General features: G+C 28.1%; 27 protein-coding genes and 2 pseudogenes. 24 read left to right on the top strand and 5 right to left on the bottom strand.

From position 1 onward, the window contains the following. Positions 1 to 39: 39 nt before the first annotated feature. The 5 genes and pseudogenes from A2J15_RS05595 to pxpA all read right to left on the bottom strand — a co-directional run bounded on the left by A2J15_RS05595 (position 40) and on the right by pxpA (position 4,043). Positions 40 to 900, bottom strand: coding sequence for a 5-oxoprolinase subunit C family protein (locus A2J15_RS05595; RefSeq protein WP_240621321.1), 861 nt, complete (start codon positions 898 to 900; stop codon positions 40 to 42). Positions 901 to 1,012: 112 nt separating this feature from the next. Continuing rightward, the gene (locus tag A2J15_RS07675) at positions 1,013 to 1,270 is read right to left on the bottom strand and encodes a hypothetical protein (RefSeq protein ID WP_240621324.1); all 258 of its coding nucleotides are present in this window, start codon (positions 1,268 to 1,270) and stop codon (positions 1,013 to 1,015) included. A gap of 15 nt (positions 1,271 to 1,285) precedes the next feature. Beyond that, positions 1,286 to 3,028: pseudogene (locus tag A2J15_RS05590) on the bottom strand (ATP-binding protein); the annotation flags it as partial. A gap of 24 nt (positions 3,029 to 3,052) precedes the next feature. Further along, a complete protein-coding gene (locus tag A2J15_RS05585) occupies positions 3,053 to 3,289 on the bottom strand; it encodes an acetyl-CoA carboxylase (protein ID WP_066778463.1) in 237 nt (78 codons plus the stop codon). 15 nt (positions 3,290 to 3,304) lie between these two features. Beyond that, positions 3,305 to 4,043 (bottom strand): annotated as a pseudogene (gene pxpA / locus A2J15_RS05580) (5-oxoprolinase subunit PxpA). Between the two features lie 506 nt (positions 4,044 to 4,549). On the opposite strand from pxpA, the gene fmt reads away from it, so the two are divergent. From fmt to ybeY, 24 genes are all read left to right on the top strand, one after another. Next, the gene (gene fmt, locus A2J15_RS05575; RefSeq protein ID WP_066778465.1) at positions 4,550 to 5,467 is read left to right on the top strand and encodes a methionyl-tRNA formyltransferase; all 918 of its coding nucleotides are present in this window, start codon (positions 4,550 to 4,552) and stop codon (positions 5,465 to 5,467) included. Further along, positions 5,430 to 6,083, top strand: coding sequence for a biotin--[acetyl-CoA-carboxylase] ligase (locus A2J15_RS05570; protein WP_066778467.1), 654 nt, complete (start codon positions 5,430 to 5,432; stop codon positions 6,081 to 6,083). The genes fmt and A2J15_RS05570 overlap by 38 nt, the downstream gene beginning before the upstream one ends. After that, the gene (locus A2J15_RS05565) at positions 6,080 to 6,865 is read left to right on the top strand and encodes a ParA family protein (RefSeq protein ID WP_066778469.1); all 786 of its coding nucleotides are present in this window, start codon (positions 6,080 to 6,082) and stop codon (positions 6,863 to 6,865) included. The genes A2J15_RS05570 and A2J15_RS05565 overlap by 4 nt, the downstream gene beginning before the upstream one ends. Before the next feature lie 4 nt (positions 6,866 to 6,869). After that, positions 6,870 to 7,706 carry a ParB/RepB/Spo0J family partition protein gene (locus A2J15_RS05560; RefSeq protein ID WP_066778477.1) on the top strand — a complete coding sequence of 279 codons (837 nt, stop codon included), beginning with the start codon at positions 6,870 to 6,872 and terminating at the stop codon, positions 7,704 to 7,706. A 58-nt stretch (positions 7,707 to 7,764) separates the two neighbouring features. After that, entirely contained in the window at positions 7,765 to 8,190 is a 426-nt protein-coding gene (locus A2J15_RS05555; protein ID WP_066778480.1) for a FoF1 ATP synthase subunit B', read from the top strand. A gap of 8 nt (positions 8,191 to 8,198) precedes the next feature. After that, positions 8,199 to 8,711 (top strand): F0F1 ATP synthase subunit B, encoded by a 513-nt coding sequence (locus tag A2J15_RS05550; RefSeq protein ID WP_066778481.1) that lies wholly within the window; start codon positions 8,199 to 8,201, stop codon positions 8,709 to 8,711. Positions 8,712 to 8,714: 3 nt separating this feature from the next. Next, on the top strand, positions 8,715 to 9,236 hold the full coding sequence (locus tag A2J15_RS05545; RefSeq protein ID WP_066778482.1) for a F0F1 ATP synthase subunit delta: 522 nt from the start codon (positions 8,715 to 8,717) through the stop codon (positions 9,234 to 9,236). Positions 9,237 to 9,249: 13 nt separating this feature from the next. Then, entirely contained in the window at positions 9,250 to 10,755 is a 1,506-nt protein-coding gene (atpA, locus tag A2J15_RS05540) for a F0F1 ATP synthase subunit alpha (RefSeq protein ID WP_066778485.1), read from the top strand. 8 nt (positions 10,756 to 10,763) lie between these two features. Beyond that, positions 10,764 to 11,648 carry an ATP synthase F1 subunit gamma gene (atpG, locus tag A2J15_RS05535; RefSeq protein ID WP_066778487.1) on the top strand — a complete coding sequence of 295 codons (885 nt, stop codon included), beginning with the start codon at positions 10,764 to 10,766 and terminating at the stop codon, positions 11,646 to 11,648. A 23-nt stretch (positions 11,649 to 11,671) separates the two neighbouring features. Beyond that, positions 11,672 to 13,069, top strand: coding sequence for a F0F1 ATP synthase subunit beta (gene atpD / locus A2J15_RS05530; RefSeq protein WP_066778490.1), 1,398 nt, complete (start codon positions 11,672 to 11,674; stop codon positions 13,067 to 13,069). A 3-nt stretch (positions 13,070 to 13,072) separates the two neighbouring features. Beyond that, positions 13,073 to 13,462, top strand: coding sequence for an ATP synthase F1 subunit epsilon (gene atpC, locus A2J15_RS05525; RefSeq protein ID WP_066778492.1), 390 nt, complete (start codon positions 13,073 to 13,075; stop codon positions 13,460 to 13,462). Then, positions 13,462 to 14,016 carry a MotA/TolQ/ExbB proton channel family protein gene (locus A2J15_RS05520; RefSeq protein ID WP_066778494.1) on the top strand — a complete coding sequence of 185 codons (555 nt, stop codon included), beginning with the start codon at positions 13,462 to 13,464 and terminating at the stop codon, positions 14,014 to 14,016. The genes atpC and A2J15_RS05520 overlap by 1 nt, the downstream gene beginning before the upstream one ends. Positions 14,017 to 14,026: 10 nt before the next feature. Continuing rightward, the gene (locus A2J15_RS05515; protein ID WP_066778496.1) at positions 14,027 to 14,416 is read left to right on the top strand and encodes an ExbD/TolR family protein; all 390 of its coding nucleotides are present in this window, start codon (positions 14,027 to 14,029) and stop codon (positions 14,414 to 14,416) included. A 2-nt stretch (positions 14,417 to 14,418) separates the two neighbouring features. After that, a complete protein-coding gene (locus A2J15_RS05510; RefSeq protein ID WP_066778498.1) occupies positions 14,419 to 15,186 on the top strand; it encodes a TonB C-terminal domain-containing protein in 768 nt (255 codons plus the stop codon). 8 nt (positions 15,187 to 15,194) lie between these two features. Next, positions 15,195 to 16,403, top strand: coding sequence for a Tol-Pal system protein TolB (gene tolB, locus A2J15_RS05505; protein ID WP_066778504.1), 1,209 nt, complete (start codon positions 15,195 to 15,197; stop codon positions 16,401 to 16,403). A gap of 75 nt (positions 16,404 to 16,478) precedes the next feature. Further along, a complete protein-coding gene (gene pal, locus A2J15_RS05500) occupies positions 16,479 to 16,976 on the top strand; it encodes a peptidoglycan-associated lipoprotein Pal (protein ID WP_066778510.1) in 498 nt (165 codons plus the stop codon). Between the two features lie 3 nt (positions 16,977 to 16,979). Continuing rightward, positions 16,980 to 17,915: a tetratricopeptide repeat protein gene (locus tag A2J15_RS05495; RefSeq protein ID WP_066778512.1), complete on the top strand. Its 936-nt coding sequence runs from the start codon at positions 16,980 to 16,982 to the stop codon at positions 17,913 to 17,915. Between the two features lie 15 nt (positions 17,916 to 17,930). Continuing rightward, complete coding sequence (locus A2J15_RS05490; protein WP_066778514.1) at positions 17,931 to 18,479, top strand: FKBP-type peptidyl-prolyl cis-trans isomerase; 549 nt, start codon at positions 17,931 to 17,933, stop codon at positions 18,477 to 18,479. Beyond that, a complete protein-coding gene (gene fabD / locus A2J15_RS05485) occupies positions 18,479 to 19,402 on the top strand; it encodes an ACP S-malonyltransferase (protein WP_066778639.1) in 924 nt (307 codons plus the stop codon). Before A2J15_RS05490 ends, fabD begins: the two co-directional genes overlap by 1 nt. Beyond that, positions 19,396 to 20,085 carry a 5'-methylthioadenosine/adenosylhomocysteine nucleosidase gene (locus tag A2J15_RS05480; protein ID WP_143297961.1) on the top strand — a complete coding sequence of 230 codons (690 nt, stop codon included), beginning with the start codon at positions 19,396 to 19,398 and terminating at the stop codon, positions 20,083 to 20,085. The genes fabD and A2J15_RS05480 overlap by 7 nt, the downstream gene beginning before the upstream one ends. Next, a complete protein-coding gene (locus A2J15_RS05475) occupies positions 20,082 to 20,837 on the top strand; it encodes a tRNA 2-thiocytidine biosynthesis TtcA family protein (RefSeq protein WP_066778518.1) in 756 nt (251 codons plus the stop codon). The genes A2J15_RS05480 and A2J15_RS05475 overlap by 4 nt, the downstream gene beginning before the upstream one ends. Positions 20,838 to 20,842: 5 nt before the next feature. Beyond that, positions 20,843 to 21,364 (top strand): cysteine hydrolase family protein, encoded by a 522-nt coding sequence (locus tag A2J15_RS05470; protein ID WP_066778640.1) that lies wholly within the window; start codon positions 20,843 to 20,845, stop codon positions 21,362 to 21,364. Then, positions 21,364 to 21,978 carry a recombination protein RecO gene (gene recO / locus A2J15_RS05465; RefSeq protein ID WP_066778519.1) on the top strand — a complete coding sequence of 205 codons (615 nt, stop codon included), beginning with the start codon at positions 21,364 to 21,366 and terminating at the stop codon, positions 21,976 to 21,978. Before A2J15_RS05470 ends, recO begins: the two co-directional genes overlap by 1 nt. After that, positions 21,975 to 22,379, top strand: a complete 405-nt coding sequence (gene ybeY, locus A2J15_RS05460; protein WP_066778520.1) for an rRNA maturation RNase YbeY — start codon at positions 21,975 to 21,977, stop codon at positions 22,377 to 22,379. The genes recO and ybeY overlap by 4 nt, the downstream gene beginning before the upstream one ends. The last annotated feature ends 17 nt before the right edge of the window (positions 22,380 to 22,396 follow it).

Below are 22,396 nucleotides of genomic sequence, written 5' to 3'. Positions count from 1 at the left end.
AAACAAAGGAGGATAAACATTAATTAGATTCTTTTGGGTTTAATATCCCAAAAGATCTTTTACTTTTTGTAATTTAGCTTGATATTGTTTTCTTGCTTCATAAGCTTCTTCTATGCTTATTTTTTTAAATTTGACTTTATGTCTAGGAGGTAGTTGTCCTAATTTATCCATATCACAACTAATTACAGTACAATACATAGCAAAACCTTCTCCACTAGGTGCATCACGTAATAAAATAATAGGTTCATTACCTCCTGGAGCTTGCATTGAGCCTACAGGATAACAAGCATCAGGAATATTGCTTAAATCACTTCCTGCTCCAAAAGGTTGAGGAAGATCTTTGTAATGTAATTTTTTACCTCCTTTAAAACGATATCCTGTTCTATCTGCTTGGCTTGATACGTTAAAAACATCGTCAAATAATCCTTCAAATGATTCTTGGGTTAATTTATAATCTTGTAAACCAGGAACCACTCTTAAATTTCCTTCATCTTTTAAATTGAGGTGGAATTCTTCAGGTATACTTTGATTAAGTTTAGGGTTAAAATTGAAATCACCTATAGGTAATATATCTCCTGATTCTAATTTTCTTCCTTTAAAACCACCTATACCACCTAAAGGATAGGTTGATCTTGATCCCATTACAATAGGAACATCAATACCACCTTTAACACAAATATAAATTCTAGCTCCTCCATATAAATAGTCAAAACTTAACCTTCCTCCTTTTGGAATCTCTATAACACTATAAGTATTTTTTCTTTCTCCATTTACTATGGGGGTGGTTTTATCCCCTGTAATACTTATATAGCTTTTTTCATTAAATTCTAAAACAGGTCCCATTAAGCAAACTTCTAATGCAGCTGCATTTTCATCATTTCCTAAAAGTAAATTGCCTATTTTAAAAGAAAATTGATCTAAAGCTCATCCTGGAGGAATACCTAGATGATAATAACCATATCTTCCTGCATCTTCTACATAAGTTGCTAAACCTGGTTCAATAATTTTTATATTAGCCATGAAGTACCTCCAAAAGTTTTTGATTGTATTGATTGGGATTTTCTTGCCAGTGTTTTAATGAAAATTCAACTTGTTTAATTTTTAATTTAAAAGTTTTATTTTCTACTTCTTTAAGCATTTTATCATACTCATTTTGAGTGCAAGGGGTAAATTTTATAATATCCCCTGGTTTTAAAAAAACCATAGAATCTTTAAAATAATCTAATTCTTGATTAGGATCCCAAATAGGCACTGGGGTTACACCCATCATTTGATAACCCCCACCGCCTCTTACAGCGTAAATGCATCCAAAACAACCTCCATGTCCAACGGTTAATTTAGGAGTATCAATTCTAGCTTTAAGATATTTTGGAACTTGGATTTGTTTTCATTTTTCTACTAATTGATAAAGCCAAGGTAATCCTGCCACAAAGCCTATCATACTTACAAACCATGGGCTATTAGAATGAGCTTGAATAAAATCGTCTACATCTTTATAGCCATTAATTTGGGCTGCATATTCTATATCTATTAAATTAGGATCAAATTGTGAATTTGGCGCTCTGCATTGGTGGTGATCTCTAAATTTAACTCCAACCTCATAAGTATAAGGATCCTTATAAAAGACAGGAAACTCAATAATTCTAGTTGTAATTGGAGCATTATTATCTCCAACTTCTTTTTCTAAATTCTGTAAAATTTCTAAAGCTTTTTTATAATGTAAAATATCTGGATTAAATCTTATCATATAAGAAGCATTTGCTGGACAAATTTCAATAATACCTTGAATTTTCATATTTTCAAGTTTAGAGCAAATTGCCATAGGACGATTTTCATCATGAATAATCATTTTAGCAATTAAAGAATCATAAAAAGGAGGAATTACTCTTCCATTATACAACATAGAATCTAGCCTTATTCCTGCTCCTGTAAGATAAGTTATGTTTTCAATTTTTCCAGGAGAAGGGAAAAAATTATTTTCAGGGTCTTCAGCATTAATTCTAATTTCAATAGAATGACCTCTAATTTGAATATCATCTTGTTTGTATTTTAAGGATTGTCCATCAGCAATTTTTAACATTTCTCTAACCAAATCAACCCCACTTATCATTTCTGTAATTGCATGTTCAACTTGAATTCTTGTATTCATTTCTAAAAAATAAAAAGCATTTTTATTTTCATCATATAAGAATTCTAAAGTTCCAGCTCCTTTATATTTTACAAGTTTTGCTAATTTGACAGCACTACTACAAATTCTTTCTCTAGTTTCGTGATTTAAACTTGGACTTGGGGCTTCTTCTACGATCTTTTGTCTTCTTCTTTGTAAAGAGCATTCTCTTTCATATAAGTGAACAACATTTTCTCCATCTCCTAGAATTTGAACTTCAATATGTTTTGCTTTAGGTAAATAGGATTCAAGATATATACTTCCATCACCAAAAATTGCTTTAGCTTCAGTGCTAGCTACTAAAAATTGATTTTCTAATTCTTGTGCGTTGTTAATAAGCCTTATTCCTTTTCCTCCTACACCTGAAGCGGCTTTAACAAGTAGAGGATATCCAATTTTTTTTGCTTCAAGTAGAGCTTCTTGTAAATTAGAAATAAGCTTACTTCCTGTAATCGTAGGAAGTAAAGCTTCTTTTGCTTTTAAAATCGCTTTTGCTTTATCTCCCATGGTTTCTATAATTTCAGCATCTGGACCAACAAAAATCATACCTTCTTCAATAACTCTTTTGGCAAATTCTGAATTTTCACTTAAAAAACCATAACCTGGATGAATAGCATCTGCCTTGACAGCTTTGGCAGCTTGAATGATCTTTTCAATATCTAAATAACTTTTTTTGGCTAAGTTTTCTCCTATATAAACAGCTTCATCTGCGAGTTGAGATGCTAAATTACCGCGATCAGCATCACTGTAAATTGCAACAGTTTGCATATTTAGTTCATGTGCTGCTTGAATAATTCTTACTGCAATCTCGCCTTGATTAGCAATAAGGACCTTTTTGATTTTTTTAGCTTTATAAGGCATACTAAACTCCTTTAAAATTCAATATTATTGCTCAACAATAAATAAAACATCGCCTGGATTAACAAAATCTTCGTTTTTATATTTGATCTCTACAATTTTTCCTTTGACTCCTGCTTTAATTTCATGAAAGGTTTTTAGTACTTCTATTAAGCAAACTACACTTTCTTCATCTACTTGTGTACCAATTTCTACATATGGGGCTGCATCAGGATTAACTTTACTATAAAATGTTCCAGGTATTGGACTAAGTATTTGTGCCATTTTTTCTCCTTTTAATTAAAAATTAAATTGTGGTGGTTTTACTTGGATATTATTTTTCTTTAAAATATCTTTGGTTTCTTTGATTAAAGATAATGCTCCAGGAGTATCACTATGAATGCAAATTGAATCAAAATCAATTGAAATATCATTTCCTGTTATAGTTTTTACAAGTCCTTTTACAAGCTTTTAAGACCCTATTTGCAACTTCTTTTGGATTATAAGTTTGAGCTTTTCTTACCATTACAATCATTCCATCATCTGCATATTCTCTATCTCCATAAAATTCCTTGACACAAGGATGTCCTTTTTGTTGAGCTGCTTCATAAAGAGCGCTTTTATCCATACAAAAAATAGGCAATTGATTATCAATTTTATGAAGAATATCAACTAATATTTGAGAAAATTCTTTGTCTTTGGCTGCAAACATGTATAATGAACCATGTAATTTAAAATGTGATAATTTTCCGCCTTCTAAATTAATAAATTCTCTTAAGGCCCCTAATTGATAAATACAATCATTAATTAATTCTTCATTTTTAGCAATAATTTGTCTTCTACCAAAACCTACTAGATCTCTATATCCAGGATGAACCCCTATGTTAACTTTATTTTCAATAGCATTTTTTACAGAAGTTCTCATAATATTGGGGTCGCCTGCATGAAATCCAGCTGCTATATTGCAACTACTTATATATTTCATGATTTGTTCATCAACTCCATCTCCAATAATCCAAGGACCAAAACTTTCACCCATATCACTATTAATATCTATTGTGTTTTTCATTATTTTTGCCTTTAATATTTAAAATCATATTTACATTCTATATTAAAAAGTAAAAATAATTACAAATATTTTCATTTAAAATGTGTAAATTTGTTAATTTAAATAAAAAACTTTACATTTTTAAACATAAATAAGATAAGATTAAATTATATATAAAAAATAAAGAGTGATTTTCTAATTTAACACAAGTATAAAAAATTTTTAAAATTAAAATATTGATTAATAAAAAAGCATAAATAAAATATTATTAAATGATACTTTTAATATTTGTGTTAAAAAGCAAGATTTAATGAATTTAAATTTTTTATTCTTGGAAAATATTAGAAAATATTAGAAAATATTAAGCAATAAAATCAAAAGATTTTATATAAATTTTTATATTAAATTAAAATATTTTTACTTAAAATAATATATACGTAATTCAATATTTAACTTAATTATTAGATTATTTTTTTAATTTATGTAAAAGCGATGAAATGAAAAAAATTATTTTTATGGGAACACCATTTTATGCAACTTGTATTTTAAAAGCACTTGTAGAAAATGATAATTTTGAACTTTTAGCTCTTTTTACTCAACCTGATAAGACTGTAGGTAGAAAGCAAACGATAAGCCCAAGTCATACTAAAGCTTTTTTAAGCCAACATTGTCCTAATATTCCTATTTTTACACCTAGTTCTTTACAAGATGAAAATATTGTGTGTTTAATTAAAAATCTAAATCCTGATTTTATCGTAGTTGCTGCTTATGGAAAAATTTTACCTAAGGCCATTTTAGATATTGCTCCTTGTATTAATTTGCATGCTTCTTTGCTTCCAAAATATCGTGGTGCTAGTCCTATTCAAAGTGCTATTTTAAATAAAGATGACAAAAGTGGGGTATGTACCATGTTAATGCAAGAAGGTCTTGATACGGGTGATGTTCTTGAGAGTATAGAATGCAATATAAAAGATAAAAATTCTATTGAAGTTTTTGAACTTTTAGCTCATTTGGCTGCAAAACTTATACTTACCACTCTTTTAAATTTTGATAAAATCATTCCTATAAAGCAAGATGAAAATTTAGCAACACTTTGTAAAAAAATTAAAAAGGAAGATGGGCTTGTTAATTTAGAAAATGCAAGAGAAGTATATCAAAAATATTTAGCTTTTACACCTTGGCCTGGAATTTTTTTAGAAAACGGTTTGAAATTTTTAGAACTTGATCTTGTGGATGAATTTGAAAAAAATCTTCAAATGGGTCAAATTTTAACACTTGAAAAGGAAAGTTTTTTACTTTCTTGTAAACAAGGAATAATACGTGTTAAAAAAATTCAAGAAAGTGGAAAAAAAGCTCTTGATGGTAGAACTTATTTAAATGGCAAAAGGCTTAAAAGTGCAGATTATTTGTGTTAAAAATATGGATTCAACACATATTTTTTTATGTGAGCAAATTCGTAAGGGTAAAATTACTCAAAATTGTGCTATTTATGCTTTAGAACAAAATGATGGAGTTGGAAGTAGAAATAATTTTTGGCAAAGTTCAAAAGGAAATTTACATCTTTCTTTTTGTATTAAAAAAAAAGATTTACCTAAAGATTTACCTTTGGTTTCTATAAGTATTTATTTTGCTTATTTATTTAAAGAAATTTTACAAGAAAAAGGTTCTAAAATTTGGCTTAAATGGCCTAATGATCTCTATTTAAATGATAAAAAAGTAGGAGGGGTTATAAGTGCTAAAATTGCAAATTTTATTATAGGAGGCATAGGTTTTAATCTTAAATTTGCTCCTGAAAATGCAGCTTTATGCGATATAAAAATTCCTCTTGAAAATTTGATATATGAGTTTTTAGAAAAAGTAGAAAAAAAAATTTTATGGAAGAATATTTTTAGCAAGTATATGTTAGAATTTGAAAAATCAAGAAAATTCAGCGTCCATTATAAAGATAAAGTTTTTTCACTTGAAGATTCTTTTTTGTACGAAGATGGTTCAATTTTATTAGGCGATAAAAGGGTGTATAGTTTAAGATGAGTGAAATTATTACAATAGCTAATCAAAAAGGTGGAGTTGGTAAAACAACTACAGCTGTCAATTTAGCAGCTTCTTTGGCGGTAGCAGAAAAAAAAGTACTTTTAATTGATGTGGATCCTCAAGCTAATGCTACTACAGGACTTGGTTTTAATCGTAATAATTATGAATATAATATTTATCATGTTTTTATAGGAAGAAAAAAATTATCAGATATTATTTTAAAAACGGAATTATCACAACTTCATTTAGCCCCATCTAATATAGGTCTTGTAGGTATAGAGCAAGAACTTGCTAAAGGGGAAAATAATGAAAAAAAAATGTTGCTTAAAAATCAAATTCAAGAAGTAATGGATGAATATGATTTTATTATTATTGATTCTCCTCCTGCCCTTGGTAGTATTACTATTAATGCTTTTGCAGCAAGCGATAGTGTTATTATTCCTATACAATGTGAATTTTATGCACTTGAAGGAGTGGCTATGGTTTTAAATACTATTAAGATCATAAAAAAAACTCTTAATCCTAGACTTAGAGTTCGTGGATTTTTACCTACAATGTATAGTTCCCAAAATAATTTATCTAAAGATGTTGTGGATGATTTAAAGCAAAATTTTAAAAAACAACTTTTTACTATTAATGGCAATGAAAATGATTTTATTGTTATCCCTCGTAATGTAAAGCTTGCTGAAAGCCCAAGTTTTGGTAAGCCTATTATACTTTATGATATTAAATCACCTGGTTCTTTAGCTTACCAAAATTTAGCGTATTCTATTTTAGGATAAGTAAATGGGGTTAAATAAAAATAAAAGTTTAAGTACTTTAATTAGTGATATGGATAGTGTATATAGTAAGGAATTAGGTTTTGATAAAAATCAAAGTATTATGATAGAAGTTAATAAAATTACACCCAATCCTTTTCAACCAAGAAAAAATTTTAATCAAGAAGCTTTAGAGGAGCTTGCTAATTCTATTAAAGAATTTGGGCTTATACAACCTATTATTGTGTTGAAAAAAAATGATGGATTTATTTTAGTTGCTGGAGAACGTCGTTTAAGAGCAGTTAAATTTCTTGAAAAAAAAGAAATTTTAGCTTTTGTAGCTGATGTTGATGAAAATAAGCTTAGAGAATTAGCTTTAATTGAAAATATACAAAGAGAAAATTTAAATCCTATTGAGCTTGCTAATTCTTATAAAGATTTAATGCAAGTTTATAAGATTACTCAAGAAAACCTAGCAAAACTTATTCATAAATCTCGTACTCAAATAACAAATACTTTAAGACTTTTAAATTTAGATCTTAAAACCCAAGAATTAATAGCTTTGGGAAAAATTTCACAAGGCCATGCTAAAGTTTTAGTAGGTTTAGATAAAAAACATGAAAAAACTTTAGTTGATAGTATAATAGGGCAAAAACTTAATGTTAGAGATACTGAGAAAATTGTTAAAAAAATAAAAAATAATGAAAATCTTCTTGATCAAGAATTCGAAAATGAGATGCAAAAATTAAAACAGATATTAAGCCGTTTTGGTTTTAGTTCTAAAAATAAGAATAGTGATTTTATAATTCATTTAGAAAATATTGATAAAATCCAGAAATTAATTAAAATGCTTGAAAAGCTTTAACCAAAGTCTTAGTTTTTTTATTGTAAAATAATTCTTCAAAAATTTTTTAAGGAGAATTATGTTTGAAGATATGCATCCTTCTATAATGCTTGCTACTATGGGTATTTTTTTGGCTATGATAATCATTTTAAATAGTATGCTGTATAAACCACTTTTAAAATTTATGGATGAAAGAAATGATTCTATAAAAAATGACGAAGACAAGGTAAAAGAAAATTCTCAAGAAGTTTTAGATGTTAATAATCAATTAGAATTAATTCACACTAATACTAAAGAAGAGATTTATAAAATCAAACAAGCTGCTATCATAGCTGCTAAAGAAGAAGCAGAACAAATTATTAGAAGTAAAAAAGAAGAACTAGAAAGGAAAATGCTTAGTTTTTATACAGAATTAAGCTCACAAAAAGAAGAATTAAGGGAAAATTTAAAAATACATTTACCTGAATTTAAGGAACTTTTAAAAACTAATATAAAGAAAATTTAAGGAGAAAGATGAACAAGTTATATTATCTTATATTTTCACTTCCTTTATATGCTTTTGGCGCATCAAGTGGTAGTGGAGAATATGATATTATTCCAAGAACTATTAATTTTTTAATTTTTATTGCTATATTATATTATTTTGCAGCAACCCCGTTTAAAAATTTTTATAAGAATCGTATTTTAAAGATTTCTTTTAAGCTTGACGAAATTCAAAAAAAACTTTTAGAAAGTAAGGCTAAAAAATTAGAAACAATGAAAAAACTTGAAGAGGCTAAAGCAAATTCTGCTGCAGCTTTAGTTATTGCAAAAAAAGAAGCAGAGATTTTAGTTGAGAATATTAAAAAAGAAACTCAAGATGAGTTAAATTTACTTCAAAAACATTTTGAAGAACAAAAAGATTATGAACTTAGAAAAATGGAAAAAGAATTAGTATCAGATATTTTAAATGAAATTTTTATTGATCCAAAAATGACATTAAAACAAAATGAAATTTTAGATCTTATGATGAAAAAGGTATCTTAAAATATGGAAAAATTAATTGCAAGAAGATATGCTAAGGCTATAATTTCAAGATCAGATATAGATGAATTTTATCATAATTTATGTATTATAAATTCTGTTTTTGCTTTAACTCAATTCAAAAATATAATAGAATCTAATCAAATTAATAAAATAAAAAAATTAGAATTGCTTATTTCTTTTTTTGAAGTAAAAAATTCTAATTTTGAAAATTTTTTGAAACTTTTAGTTTATAACTCGAGATTAGAATATATTCCCTATATTGTTAAAGAGCTTGAAAGAGAGAAAGCTATTAAAGAAAATATGTTTATGGGTGTAATTTATTCTAGAGAAAATATAAATGAAGAAAATCTTAAAGATCTTGAAATAAAACTAAGTAAAAAATTTAATACTAATATTAAATTAATCAATAAAATAACTCAAAATGATGGTATAAAAATAGAATTAGAAGAATTAGGTTATGAACTTTCTTTTTCTATGAAAGCTCTGCAAAATAAGTTAAATGAATATATATTGAAAATTATCTAAGGAGAAAAAGTAAATGAAATTTAAAGCTGATGAAATCAGTTCAATAATTAAAGAAAAAATTGAAAATTTTGATTTTAATCTTGAAATCGAAGAAACTGGAAAAATTATTTCTGTAGCTGATGGTGTTGCTAAAGTTTATGGCCTTAAAAATATTATGGCTGGTGAAATGGTAGAATTTGAAAATGGCGATAAAGGAATGGCTTTAAATCTTGAAGAATCAAGCGTAGGTATTGTAATACTTGGCAAGGGCGAAGGTTTAAAAGAAGGGATTTGTGTAAAAAGACTTAAAAAATTACTTAAAGTTCCAGTTGGAGAAACTTTAATCGGTCGTGTTGTAAATGCTTTAGGAGATCCAATTGATGCTAAAGGTGCTATTCATGCTAATGAATATCGTTTTGTTGAAGAAAAGGCAAAAGGTATTATGGCAAGAAAAAGTGTTCATGAACCTCTACATACGGGTATAAAAGCTATTGATGCACTTGTGCCAATTGGCCGTGGTCAAAGAGAGCTTATTATCGGTGATAGACAAACAGGAAAAACAACTGTTGCAATTGACACTATTATATCTCAAAAGGGTCAAGGTGTTATTTGTATATATGTTGCTATAGGACAAAAACAAAGTACAGTAGCACAAGTTGTTAAAAAACTTGAAGAACATGGTGCTATGGAGTATACCATTGTTGTAAATGCCAGTGCTTCAGATCCTGCTGCATTGCAGTATTTAGCGCCTTATACTGGTGTAACTATGGGAGAGTTTTTTAGAGATAATGCAAAACATGCTTTAATTGTTTATGATGATTTAAGTAAACATGCTGTAGCTTATCGTGAAATGTCTTTAATTTTGCGTCGTCCTCCAGGTAGAGAAGCTTACCCAGGTGATGTTTTTTATCTTCATTCAAGACTTTTAGAAAGGGCTAGTAAATTAAATGATGAATTAGGAGCAGGTTCATTGACAGCTTTGCCAATTATTGAAACTCAAGCAGGAGATGTTTCTGCTTATATTCCAACTAATGTTATTTCTATTACAGATGGACAAATTTTTTTAGAAACTGATTTATTTAATTCGGGTATTCGTCCAGCTATTAATGTTGGTTTATCAGTATCTCGTGTTGGTGGAGCTGCTCAAATTAAAGCTACAAAACAAGTTTCAGGAACCTTAAGACTTGATCTTGCTCAATATAGAGAACTTCAGGCTTTTGCACAATTTGCAAGTGATTTAGATGAGACAAGTAGAAAACAACTTGAGCGTGGTCAAAGAATGGTTGAAATTTTAAAACAAGCTCCTTATTCTCCTCTTAGTGTTGAAAAACAAATAGTTTTAATTTTTGCGGGAACTAAAGGTTTCTTAGATGATATTGAAATTTCGAAAATTAGAGAATTTGAAGAAGGAATTTATCCTTTTATTGAAGCGAAATATCCAGATATTTTTGAACAAATTCGTTCTAAAAAAGCTTTAGATTCTGAATTAGAAGAAAAATTAGCTAAAACCATTAATGAGTTTAAAGCAAATCATTTATAAGGTCTTTTATGTCTAATTTAAAAGAAATTAAAAGAAAAATTAAAAGTGTTTATAATACTCAAAAAACAACCAATGCTATGAAATTAGTCTCTACTGCTAAGCTTAAAAAAGCAGAAGAAGCAGCTAAAAGATCTAAAATTTATGCGCAAAAAATTGATGAGATTTTGAGTGAAATTTCGTTTCAAGTTAATAAAATCATTCATAATGAGCAAGATTCTCGATTGAGTTTATTTCATAAAAAAGAGCAAATTAAAACTATAGATTTAATATTTATTACAGCAGATAAAGGTTTATGTGGTGGTTTTAATATTAAAACTTTGAAAGCTATTAATGATTTATTAAGTGAGTGTCAAGCAAAGAATATAACTGTTCGTCTTAGAGCTATAGGTAAAACAGGAATTGAATATTTTAATTTTCAAAAAATTGAATTATTAGAAAAATATTTTCATCTTAGTTCTAGTCCAGATTATGAAAAGGCATGTGCAATAATTGATGCTGCTGTAGAAGATTTTTTAAATCAAAAAACAGATGAAGTGATTTTAGTGCATAATGGTTATAAAAATATGATTACACAAGAACTTAAGATTAATCATCTTATTCCAGTTGAGCCAAAAAGCATTAAAGAGGTTCATAATTCTCTTTTAGAATTAGAACCTGAAGAAAATGAACTTTTGCAAGATTTAATGAAAACGTATTTTGAATATAATATGTATTATGCTTTAATTGATTCTTTAGCAGCAGAACATAGTGCGAGAATGCAAGCTATGGATAATGCTACAAATAATGCTAAAGCAAGAGTTAAACAATTAAATTTAGCTTATAATAAAGCTAGACAAGAATCCATTACTACTGAGCTTATTGAAATTATCAGTGGTGTTGAATCAATGAAATAGTAAATTTAAGGAGAAGATAAATAATGCAAGGATTTATTTCACAGGTATTAGGTCCAGTAGTTGATGTAGACTTTAATGACTATTTACCTCAAATTAATGAAGCAATCGTTGTCAATTTTGAGAGTGAGGGAAAAAAACATAAACTTGTTTTAGAAGTAGCAGCCCATTTAGGAGATAATAGAGTTAGAACTATTGCTATGGATATGACAGATGGTTTAGTTAGAGGTTTAAAGGCTGAAGCTTTAGGAAATCCTATTAGTGTTCCTGTTGGAAAAAAAGTTTTAGGAAGAATTTTTAATGTTACAGGTGAGTTGATTGATGAGGGTGAAGATATAGTTTTTGATGAAAAATGGGTAATTCATAGAGATCCTCCAGCTTTTGAAGATCAAAGTACAAAAAGTGAAATTTTTGAAACGGGAATTAAAGTTGTAGATTTGCTTGCTCCTTATGCAAAAGGTGGAAAAGTAGGACTTTTTGGTGGTGCAGGTGTGGGAAAAACAGTTATTATTATGGAGCTTATTCATAATGTTGCTTTTAAACATAGTGGTTATTCAGTATTTGCAGGTGTTGGTGAAAGAACACGTGAAGGAAATGATCTTTATAATGAAATGAAAGAAAGCAATGTTTTAGATAAAGTTGCTTTATGTTATGGACAAATGAATGAACCACCAGGAGCAAGAAATCGTATTGCTTTAACAGGCCTTACAATGGCAGAATATTTTAGAGATGAAATGGGTCTTGATGTATTAATGTTTATTGATAATATTTTTAGATTTTCTCAATCAGGTTCTGAAATGTCAGCTCTTTTAGGAAGAATTCCTTCAGCTGTTGGTTATCAGCCAACTTTAGCTAGTGAAATGGGTAAATTTCAAGAAAGAATTACTTCAACTAAAAAAGGATCAATTACTTCAGTTCAAGCTGTTTATGTTCCAGCGGATGATTTAACTGATCCAGCTCCAGCAACTGTTTTTGCACATTTGGACGCTACAACGGTTTTAAATAGAGCTATTGCTGAAAAAGGTATTTATCCTGCAGTTGATCCGCTTGATTCTACTTCAAGAATGCTTGATCCAAATATTATTGGTCAAGAACATTACCAAGTAGCACGTGGTGTACAATCAGTGCTTCAAAAATATAAAGATTTGCAAGATATTATTGCTATTTTAGGTATGGATGAGCTTAGTGAAGAAGATAAAATAACAGTTGAAAGAGCGAGGAAAATAGAAAAATTCCTTTCTCAACCTTTTTTCGTTGCTGAAGTTTTTACAGGTAGTCCTGGAAAATATATTAGTCTTGAAGATACTATAGCAGGTTTTAAAGGGATTTTAGAAGGTAAATATGATCATTTACCAGAAAATGCTTTTTATATGGTGGGTAATATAGATGAAGTTATTGCAAAAGCTGATAAATTAAAAGGTTGATTAATGAATGATTTGATTAATTTTGAATTAATTACACCCATGGGTTTAATCTATCAAGGAGAAGTCAAATCTGTCACTTTGCCAGGTAGTGAAGGAGAATTTGGCGTACTAAAAGGACATGCTGCTTTAATATCTTCTTTAAAATCTGGAGTTATTGATATTGAAAAAGCTGATTTAAAACACGAATTAATTGCTATTGATGCGGGACATGCTAAGGTGGATGAGGATAAAATTTCTGTTTTAGCAAAGGGTGCAGTTTGTATTTGTGGAGATAGTGAAAGCGAGATAGAAAAAAATCTCGCTCAAGCTAAAGATTTAATTAAATCTATAAGTTCTGATAATACAGCTTTAGCAGCAGCTTTTTCAAAACTTGATAATGCAAGGATACGTTGATGAATTTTCAGGCTATATTTGATCTTTTTAATGGTTCAAGTGCTATTACTTATATAGTTTTATTATGGCTTTCTTTATATTTTATTTTAACTTTTAGTATTTTATTTGCTAGGTTAACTTATTTGGCTGCTTGGAAAAATAAAGAAAAAGAAAGTTTAAAAGTTTTACATTTGGGTGAAAAAGATTTAAATCATACAGATTCTATTTTAAGAAAATGTACTAATACAGCCCCATCTCATTTAGAAATTTATAAAAATTTAGCAAATCGTCGTGCTTCTATAGGGCTTACTTGGTTAAGTATTATCGCTTCTACTTCGCCTTTTATAGGTCTTTTTGGTACAATTATTTCTATACTTGAAACTTTTAGCGGACTAGGATCACAAAATTCTTTAGGTATTATTGCTCCTAAAATTAGTGAAGCTTTGGTTGCGACGGCTTGCGGTATTTTAGTGGCTATTCCTGCCTATACATTTCATCTTATTGTCAAAAGAAAAGCTTTTGAGGTTTTAAGTATTATTGATAGTGAGATTAAAATTTTAAGTTCTCAAAAATAAGGTTTTAATTATGCCATTTGATGATGAAAAGCCTGAATTAAATATCACACCTTTAGTAGATATTATGCTTGTATTGTTAGCTATTTTAATGGTAACAGCTCCAAGCATTACTTATGAAGAAAAGATTAATCTTCCTCAAGGTAGTCAAAAAAATACTAGTTCACCTACTGTTAAAAGTTTAATTATTAGTATTAACGCAAAAAGAGAAATTTTTTTAAATCAAGAAAAATATGATTTTATAAGTTTTACTGATAATCTTGCTCAAAGAAAGGCATACTTTGATACTCAAAATCCAGTTTATATACGTGCTGATAAAAGTTTAAAATATGATGATGTAATTTCAGTTTTAAGAAGTGTTAAAAATTTAGGGTTTAATAAAGTTGCCTTACAGACTGAGTAATCATGAAACATTATGGTTTAAGTAATTTTAACTCATTTTTACTTGCTTTAGTAATTTATTTTTGTATAGTTATTTTTGTTTTTTTTAAATTAATAAATGAAGTTCAAGTACTAACACAGTATACTGATACTAAAGATAGTTTCATAGATATTGAACTTGCAAAGCCTTTTACTCAACAAAGTGTTTCTAAACAAATACAAAAACCTTTAAATGAAGTTGATATAGAAAAACTTTTTGCCCAAACTACAAATAAGATGGTAAAAACTCAAGATATGGATCAAAAAGCAAGTAATTTTGATGAACTTTTTGGAAATATTAAAGAGATACAAGAGGAAAAAACAACAAAAATTCAATCTAGTGCTAAATCTGATATTCCAAAATCTTTAAGTCCACAAGCTTCTGAACTTATTAAGCAACTTAATGATAATTTGCTTCAAGAAGAAAGTTTGGTGCAAAGTGAAAATATAAAGCTTAAAAAAAAAGGAGTATATGATGAATTTTTAGGAAAAATTGTACGTATTATTACTCAAAGATGGACTCAGTATTATCCAAATAGTGAGAAAATTTCTGTTAAAGTGCAAATTTTTATTGATGAAAATGGAAATTTTGGTTATACTTCTGTTGAAAAAAGTGGAAATCCTTTATATGATGCTAAAGTAGCTGAATTTTTAGAAAATCAAAAAGGTAAATTTATTGCTTATCCTCCTCAAAACAATAAAATAAATATTATAATGAATTTAAGAGATGAAATAAAAGTTAAAAGTGATTAGGAGAAAAAATGAAAAAAAAATTACTAATTTTTTTAGTCTTCTTAGGAAGTCTTTGGGCTGAAGATCCCATTATTGATATTGTTAATTCTGGTGTTGTTTTGCCAAAAATTATTGTTAAAGACAATTCTAATTTAAATGATGCGGATTTGAAAAAAAGTTTTTATAATATTATTATCAATGATTTAAAGGTGAGTTCTAATTTTGAAATTGTTGATAATGCAATTGAGGCAAGTAATTATACTTTTGAGTATGATTTGAGTAAAAATGGTCATGTTTTGAATTTAAATGTTAGCATTAAAGTGGGAACTTCTAATAAATCAGAACAAACCTATACTTTAAGTGGCTTAGAACAATATCCTTTTTTAGCCCATAAAAGTGTTAAGGATTTTGTAAATGTTATAGGATTATCTCCTGTTGAGTGGATGGATCATAAAATTCTTATTGCAAGAAATTCTAGTTCTAAAAAAAGTCAAATTATTATGGCTGATTATACTTTAACTTATCAAAAAGTTATTATTGATGGTGGGCTTAATTTATTTCCAAAATGGGGAAATAAGGAGCAAACTTTGTTTTATTATACAGCTTATGATCATAATAAACCAACTTTATATTCTTATGATTTAACGACAAATAAAGCTAATAAGATTTTATCAAGTGGAGGTATGGTTGTAGCAAGTGATGTTAATTCAGATGGTACTAAATTACTAATTACTATGGCACCAAAGGATCAGCCTGATATATATTTATATGATTTAAATACTAAAAATTTAACACAATTAACTACTTATTCTGGTATTGATGTTAATGGAAATTTTATAGGTTTAGATGATAGTAAAATAGTCTTTGTTAGCGATCGTTTAGGATATCCAAATATTTTTATGCAAGATTTAAATAATAATAAAATTGAACAAGTTGTTTTTCATGGTAGAAATAATTCAGCTGTTTCAACCTATAAAAATTTTTTGGTTTACTCAAGTCGTGAACCAAATCAAGTTGGTGTTTTTAATATTTATTTAATGTCAATCCATAATGATTATATACGTCAGCTAACCGCAAATGGAAAAAATTTATTCCCAAGATTTTCAAGTGATGGTGGGAGTATAGTATTTATTAAATATCTTGGCTCACAAAGTGCTTTAGGTATTATTCGTGTTAATGCCAATAAAGCTTTTTACTTTCCTCTTAGAGTTGGTAAGATTCAATCAATTGATTGGTAAAATTTATATTTTAGGTATAAATTAATTAAAATTTAGATATAATAGTAAGAATTTATTAACTTTGAAAGGTCGTAAATGAAAAAAATTCTTTTTACTTCAATTGCAGTTCTTGCAGTTCTTATTAGCGGTTGTAGTACAAAAAGCACTAGTGTAAGTAGCGATAGTAGTGTTGATTCAAGTCGTGGTTCAGGTGGAATTGATGGCTGGGATATTGATTCTAAAATTTCTCAACTTAATGATACTTTAAATAAAGTTTATTTTGATTTTGATAAATTTAATATTCGTTCTGATATGCAAGGTGTTATTGCTACAAATGCTGATATTTTTAATACAGAAGTAAGCGGTGTTAGTATTACCGTTGAAGGAAATTGCGATGAATGGGGAACTGATGAATATAACCAAGCTTTGGGTTTAAAAAGAGCTAAAGCGGTAAAAGAAGCTTTGGTTGCTAAAGGTGTAAATGCCGATAGAATTGCAGTAAAAAGTTATGGAGAAACCAATCCTGTGTGTACAGAAAAAACTAAAGCTTGCGATGCTCAAAATCGTCGTGCTGAATTTAAATTATCAAGATAATTGATGAAAGAAATATTTTTGGTAGCTCTTTTTTGGGCTACTTTAGTTTATGCAGAAAATTCTGCTTTTGATGCAGGAGATATAAGTAGCAATTCTTCTTATGGTCTAACTTCGAATGAAAAATTTTTTAAAGAAAAATTAGATAGTTTAAGTAATGAAAATATACAGTTCAATGCTAAAATTAATGAAATAGACCAAAGGATAGAGGGTTTACAAAGTACTTTAGAAGGAGTAAATTCTCAATATGCTAAATCAAATATTCGATTAATGCAACTTGAAGAAAGCAATCAAAATATAGAAAATAATTTAAGTGCAGAAATTCAAAGATTAAAAAATTATGTTGAAGAAAGTAGAAAAATTCAAGAAGCTAATAATAAGCAAGTAAAAAAAATTTTAAGTGAACTTAGTTCTTTAGTAAGTACTATGAATGTTAATAATCTTTCTAAAAATGAATTAAATGATAATAATTTAAGTATTTCAAATAATTCTTCTATACCTATAAAGCAAGATTTTAATGCTAGTAATAATAAAGATAGTATAAAAGAAAATGAAACAAAACAAATTGATGATACTTGGAAAAATAAAAATAACAATGAAATTTTAGAATTAGCAATAAAAGATATTAAACAAAATGCTTTTGAGTATGCTAAAGTAAAATTAAATTTTCTTATAGAAAAACAACATTATAAACCTGCAAGAGCAAATTTTTGGCTAGGTGAGATAGAATATAAGAAGAAAAATTATAATAATGCAATACTTTATTATAAAAAGAGTTCTTCTTTAAGTACTAAGGGGGATTATTTTCCAAAGCTTTTATATCATACTGCTATTTCATTAGATAAAATAGGTGATATTAAAACAGCAAATAGTTTTTATAAAGCTTTAAAAAATAATTATCCTAATTCACCTGAAGCAAAAGATTCGCCTAATAGAAAATAAATTAAGGAGATAAAAATGGCTATAGCAAAAAATAGTGTAGTTTCAATGTATTATGAATTAAAAAATGCGAATACTAATGAAGTTTTGGAATCAAATCTTTATTCTCAACCTATTTCTTTTATTTTGGGCAAGGGTCAAATTTTAGAAAGTTTAGAAGAAGAAGTGATGAAGCTTGATTGTCCAAGTAATGCTGATATTGTGATTAAAAAAGAAAAAGGTTTGGGTGAGTATGATGAAAATGCTGTACAAACTTTACCAAAAGAACAATTTGCAGGAATTGATTTAAAAATTGGAATGGAACTTTTTGGTGAAGGTGAAAATGGTGAAACAGTGCGTGTGACTGTAAAAGAAGTTGGTGAAAAAGATGTAACGATTGATTATAATCATCCTTATGCAGGATGTGATTTACTTTTTTCTTTAAATATTGTAGATGTTAGAAAAGCTAGTGAGGATGAAATTTTAACAGGTATTATTGCAGGATCTAATAGTTGTGGTTGTCAAAGTGGACATAATCATGATCATGGACACGGTGGTTGTTGTGGCGGAGGTTGTGGTTGTCATTAATCAATGCTGCATTTATATTCCCTGGTCAAGGATCTCAAAATTTTGGCATGGGGAAAGATTTTTATGAAAATTCTGTAAAAGCTAAACAATTGCTTGAAAATGCAAGTGATTTTTGCAAAATTGATTTCAAATACTTGCTTTTTGAAGAAAATGATAAGCTTAATCAAAGTGAATTTACCCAACCTGCTATAGTTTTAAATTCTTTAATGGCTTATAGTGTTGTATTAGAAAATGTACCCGATTTATCTTTTAAATTAGCATTAGGACATTCTTTAGGAGAATTTTCAGCTTTAGCAGTAAGCGATGCTTTTAGCTTTTTAGAGGTTCTTTCTTTGGTAAACAAAAGAGGCTTTTTTATGCAAGAAGATTGTGCTAAAATTCAAGCAGGTATGATGGTGATTTTAGGACTTGATGATATTCTTATAGAAGAACTTTGTCAAAAAGCTAGAAAAGAGAATAAACAAATTTTTCCTGCAAATTATAATTGTGATGGACAAATTGTTATAGCAGGCTTAAAATCTGATTTAGCAGATTGTGAAAATATGTTTAAAAACGCAGGAGCTAAAAGAGTTATGCTTTTAAATATGAGCGTGGCAAGTCATTGCCCGCTTTTGGAAAATGCTTCTAATAAATTGTTTGTTGAGCTTGAGAAAGTTTTAAAGGAGGATTTTAAAACTGTATTATCAAATGTAAACGCTAAAGCTTATTCAAATAAAAAAGAAGCCCTTGCCTTATTAAAAGCACAACTTGTTTCTCCTGTTCTTTATAAACAAAGTATTAAAACTTGTGAAAATGAAATAGATTATTTTGTTGAGTTTGGTGCTAGTGTGCTTAAAGGTTTAAATAAAAAAATCAGTTTAAAAGAAACCTATGCTTTAACAAATATGAGTGATATTGATAAATTTTTAAAGGCTGTATTATGAAAATAGCAATTTTAGGTGCGATGAGTGAAGAGATTGATCCTTTACTTGAGATACTTAAAGATTATACTAAAATAGAATATGCAAATAATACTTATTATTTTGCTCAATATAAAAATCATGAACTTATTTTAGCTTATTCTAAAATAGGTAAGGTTAATTCTACTTTAAGCGCTAGTGTGATGATAGAAAAATTTGGTGCACAGATTTTACTTTTCACAGGTGTTGCAGGAGCTTTTAATCCTGAACTTGAAATTGGTGATTTGCTTTATGCAACTCAATTAGTTCAATATGATCTTGATATTACTGCTTTTGGTCATCCATTGGGTTTTGTCCCAGGTAACGAAATTTTTATCAAAACAGATGAAAAATTAAATACTCTTGCTTTGGAAGTTGCTCAAGAATTAAAAATAAAACTTCGTGCAGGTATCATTGCTACAGGCGATGAATTTATTTGCGATGAAGCAAAAAAAGCTAAAATTAGAAAAATTTTTAATGCTGATGCTTGTGAAATGGAAGGGGCAAGTGTAGCTTTGGTTTGTGATGCTTTAAAAATACCTTGTTTTATTTTAAGAGCTATGAGTGATAAAGCAGGAGAAAAAGCAGAATTTGATTTTGATGAATTTGTAATTAATTCTGCTAAGATTTCAGCTAATTTTATTCTTAAAATGTGCGATAAATTATGATAAATCTTAGTAAAAAACTTATACGGCAAGTCACACAAGCTAATGCTAAATTCAAACTCATTCAAGAGGGTGACCGTGTTTTATTAGGACTTAGTGGAGGAAAAGATTCATTAGCCTTAGCACATCTTTTAAAACGTATGCAAGCTCATGCTCCTTTTAAATTTGAGTTTGAAGCTTTAACTTTAAGTTATGGTATGGGAGAAGATTATTCTCATCTTCATTTACATTGTAAAGAACATGGTATTAAACATACTATTCTTGATTCTAATATTTATGAAATTTCAGGTGATACTATAAGGAAAAATTCTAGTTTTTGTAGTTATTTTTCAAGAATGCGTCGTGGAGCTTTATATACTTATGCACTTGAAAAAGGTTTTAATAAACTTGCTCTTGCTCATCATTTAGATGATGCAGCAGAGAGTTTTTTTATGAATTTTATCCATAATGGAGCTTTAAGAACTTTAGCGCCTATTTATCAAAGTAAACGCGGTGTAATTGTTATACGTCCTTTAATTTTTGTACGTGAAAGACAACTTAGGGATAATGCTATGCACAATGAGCTTAGCGTTATAGGTAATGAATTTTGTCCTGGTATGAAATTAAGCGAGAGAAATGTAAAATTTCCGCATGCAAGAGAAGAAAGTAAACAAATTTTGGCAAAGTTAGAAAAAGAATACCCTAAACTTTTTACAAGTTTAAAAACTGCTTTTGCAAATTTACATACAGGGAGTTTTTGGTTAGAAAAGGTATAAATGTAATGAATAAAGCTTTTGTTTTAGTTGATTATCAAAATGATTTTATTGATGGAAGTTTAGGTTTTGAGAAAGCTTTAAAAATAAAAAAAAATATACTTGAAGCTTTAAATCATATTGATTTTAATACTATGCATTTACTTGTAACTTATGATACTCATGATGAAAATTATCTTAAAACTAGAGAAGGTTTAAATTTACCTGTGAAACATTGCATTAAAGACAGTTTTGGTTGGTATATGCCACAGGAATTTGAACCTTTTTTGCAAAAAGCACATAAAATTTTTCATAAAAATGTTTTTGGAAGTTTAGAATTGGCCAATTTTATTGAAAAAAGTACTTATGAAGAAATTCATTTTGCAGGTTTGGTTTCTCATATTTGTGTATTTTGTAATATTATTTTAGCTTTTAATGCTAAGCCAAATGCAAGAATTATTTTGCATCAAAATTTAAGTGCAAGTTTTGATGAAAAATTAGAAGGATTTGCTTTTGATATACTTAGAGCTTATGGTATTGAAATACTTTAATGCAAGGTTTTATACTATATACTCAAAAAGTTAAAGACGAAGATTTAATCGTTTATGTTTTAAGTTCTAGGATGCTTATTAAAGCTTATCGTTTTTATGGACTTAGGCATTCTAATATTTTAAGTGGTTATAAAATTGATTTTGCTTTAGAAGAAAATCCTGCTTTTTTACCTAGACTTAAAGATGTTTTGCATTTGGGTTTTTTATGGATCATGCAAAGAGATAAAATGTTAATTTGGCAAGAATTTATTCGCCTTTTATATCAGCATTTAAAAGAAGTACAAGAGCTTGATAGTTTTTATTTTAATTTACTTGATGAATGTGTAAAAAGATTTCAAAAACAAAATCCAAAACGTGTGATTGTTGATGCTTATCTTAAAATTTTAGAATTTGAAGGGAGGCTTCATAAGGAATTTATTTGCTTTGCTTGTGATGAGAAAATTCACAATCGTATTACTTTAATACGGGCTTTATTGCCTTCACATGCATATTGTGCTTTGGGATTTGAATTTGAGGCAAAAAAATTAATGGAATTTTATAAAAGTAAAAATTGTGCTATTTTTAATGATGAAGAGATTCAAAATTTATACCATTTGATTAAAGAGGGTTTATGATACTAAGTGATGAAAAATGTGATTTTTTAGAAGATATAGCGTGTTTTTTAAGTCCTAAAGATGTAGAGCTTCTTTTTGTTGATGATAAAACAATGCAAGAGATTAATTTAAAACAAAGAAAACAAGATAAAACTACTGATGTACTTTCTTTTCCTTTGGAAAATATTCATGAGAATTTACCTTTAGGATCTATTGTTATTAATGTTGATTTGGCAAAACAAAAAGCAAAAGATTTAGGTCATACTTATGAAGAAGAACTCAGTTTGCTTTTTATACACGCTATGCTTCATTTATTAGGTTTTGATCATGAAAGAGATAATGGACAAATGCGAGAGAAAGAAAAAGAACTTATAGAATATTTTAAATTACCTAAAAGTTTAATCATACGAACTTTAGAATAGTTTTATAATAAAAAACT

The organism is Campylobacter hepaticus (assembly GCF_001687475.2).
Taxonomy (GTDB): Bacteria; Campylobacterota; Campylobacteria; order Campylobacterales; family Campylobacteraceae; genus Campylobacter_D; species Campylobacter_D hepaticus.
Note: the sequence above shows the minus strand (reverse complement) of the source record. Positions and strands in the feature narration are given on the sequence as shown.

Excerpts from the sequence above, each read along its gene's own strand:
- A2J15_RS07675 (WP_240621324.1), bottom strand. The coding sequence starts at position 1,270 with ATGATGGGTGTAACCCCAGTGCCTATTTGGGATCCTAATCAAGAATTA.
- A2J15_RS05585 (WP_066778463.1), bottom strand. The coding sequence starts at position 3,289 with ATGGCACAAATACTTAGTCCAATACCTGGAACATTTTATAGTAAAGTT.
- fmt (WP_066778465.1), top strand. The coding sequence starts at position 4,550 with ATGAAAAAAATTATTTTTATGGGAACACCATTTTATGCAACTTGTATT.
- A2J15_RS05570 (WP_066778467.1), top strand. The coding sequence starts at position 5,430 with ATGGCAAAAGGCTTAAAAGTGCAGATTATTTGTGTTAAAAATATGGAT.
- A2J15_RS05565 (WP_066778469.1), top strand. The coding sequence starts at position 6,080 with ATGAGTGAAATTATTACAATAGCTAATCAAAAAGGTGGAGTTGGTAAA.
- A2J15_RS05560 (WP_066778477.1), top strand. The coding sequence starts at position 6,870 with ATGGGGTTAAATAAAAATAAAAGTTTAAGTACTTTAATTAGTGATATG.
- A2J15_RS05555 (WP_066778480.1), top strand. The coding sequence starts at position 7,765 with ATGTTTGAAGATATGCATCCTTCTATAATGCTTGCTACTATGGGTATT.
- A2J15_RS05550 (WP_066778481.1), top strand. The coding sequence starts at position 8,199 with ATGAACAAGTTATATTATCTTATATTTTCACTTCCTTTATATGCTTTT.
- A2J15_RS05545 (WP_066778482.1), top strand. The coding sequence starts at position 8,715 with ATGGAAAAATTAATTGCAAGAAGATATGCTAAGGCTATAATTTCAAGA.
- atpA (WP_066778485.1), top strand. The coding sequence starts at position 9,250 with ATGAAATTTAAAGCTGATGAAATCAGTTCAATAATTAAAGAAAAAATT.
- atpG (WP_066778487.1), top strand. The coding sequence starts at position 10,764 with ATGTCTAATTTAAAAGAAATTAAAAGAAAAATTAAAAGTGTTTATAAT.
- atpD (WP_066778490.1), top strand. The coding sequence starts at position 11,672 with ATGCAAGGATTTATTTCACAGGTATTAGGTCCAGTAGTTGATGTAGAC.
- atpC (WP_066778492.1), top strand. The coding sequence starts at position 13,073 with ATGAATGATTTGATTAATTTTGAATTAATTACACCCATGGGTTTAATC.
- A2J15_RS05520 (WP_066778494.1), top strand. The coding sequence starts at position 13,462 with ATGAATTTTCAGGCTATATTTGATCTTTTTAATGGTTCAAGTGCTATT.
- A2J15_RS05515 (WP_066778496.1), top strand. The coding sequence starts at position 14,027 with ATGCCATTTGATGATGAAAAGCCTGAATTAAATATCACACCTTTAGTA.
- A2J15_RS05510 (WP_066778498.1), top strand. The coding sequence starts at position 14,419 with ATGAAACATTATGGTTTAAGTAATTTTAACTCATTTTTACTTGCTTTA.
- tolB (WP_066778504.1), top strand. The coding sequence starts at position 15,195 with ATGAAAAAAAAATTACTAATTTTTTTAGTCTTCTTAGGAAGTCTTTGG.
- pal (WP_066778510.1), top strand. The coding sequence starts at position 16,479 with ATGAAAAAAATTCTTTTTACTTCAATTGCAGTTCTTGCAGTTCTTATT.
- A2J15_RS05495 (WP_066778512.1), top strand. The coding sequence starts at position 16,980 with ATGAAAGAAATATTTTTGGTAGCTCTTTTTTGGGCTACTTTAGTTTAT.
- A2J15_RS05490 (WP_066778514.1), top strand. The coding sequence starts at position 17,931 with ATGGCTATAGCAAAAAATAGTGTAGTTTCAATGTATTATGAATTAAAA.
- A2J15_RS05475 (WP_066778518.1), top strand. The coding sequence starts at position 20,082 with ATGATAAATCTTAGTAAAAAACTTATACGGCAAGTCACACAAGCTAAT.
- A2J15_RS05470 (WP_066778640.1), top strand. The coding sequence starts at position 20,843 with ATGAATAAAGCTTTTGTTTTAGTTGATTATCAAAATGATTTTATTGAT.
- recO (WP_066778519.1), top strand. The coding sequence starts at position 21,364 with ATGCAAGGTTTTATACTATATACTCAAAAAGTTAAAGACGAAGATTTA.
- ybeY (WP_066778520.1), top strand. The coding sequence starts at position 21,975 with ATGATACTAAGTGATGAAAAATGTGATTTTTTAGAAGATATAGCGTGT.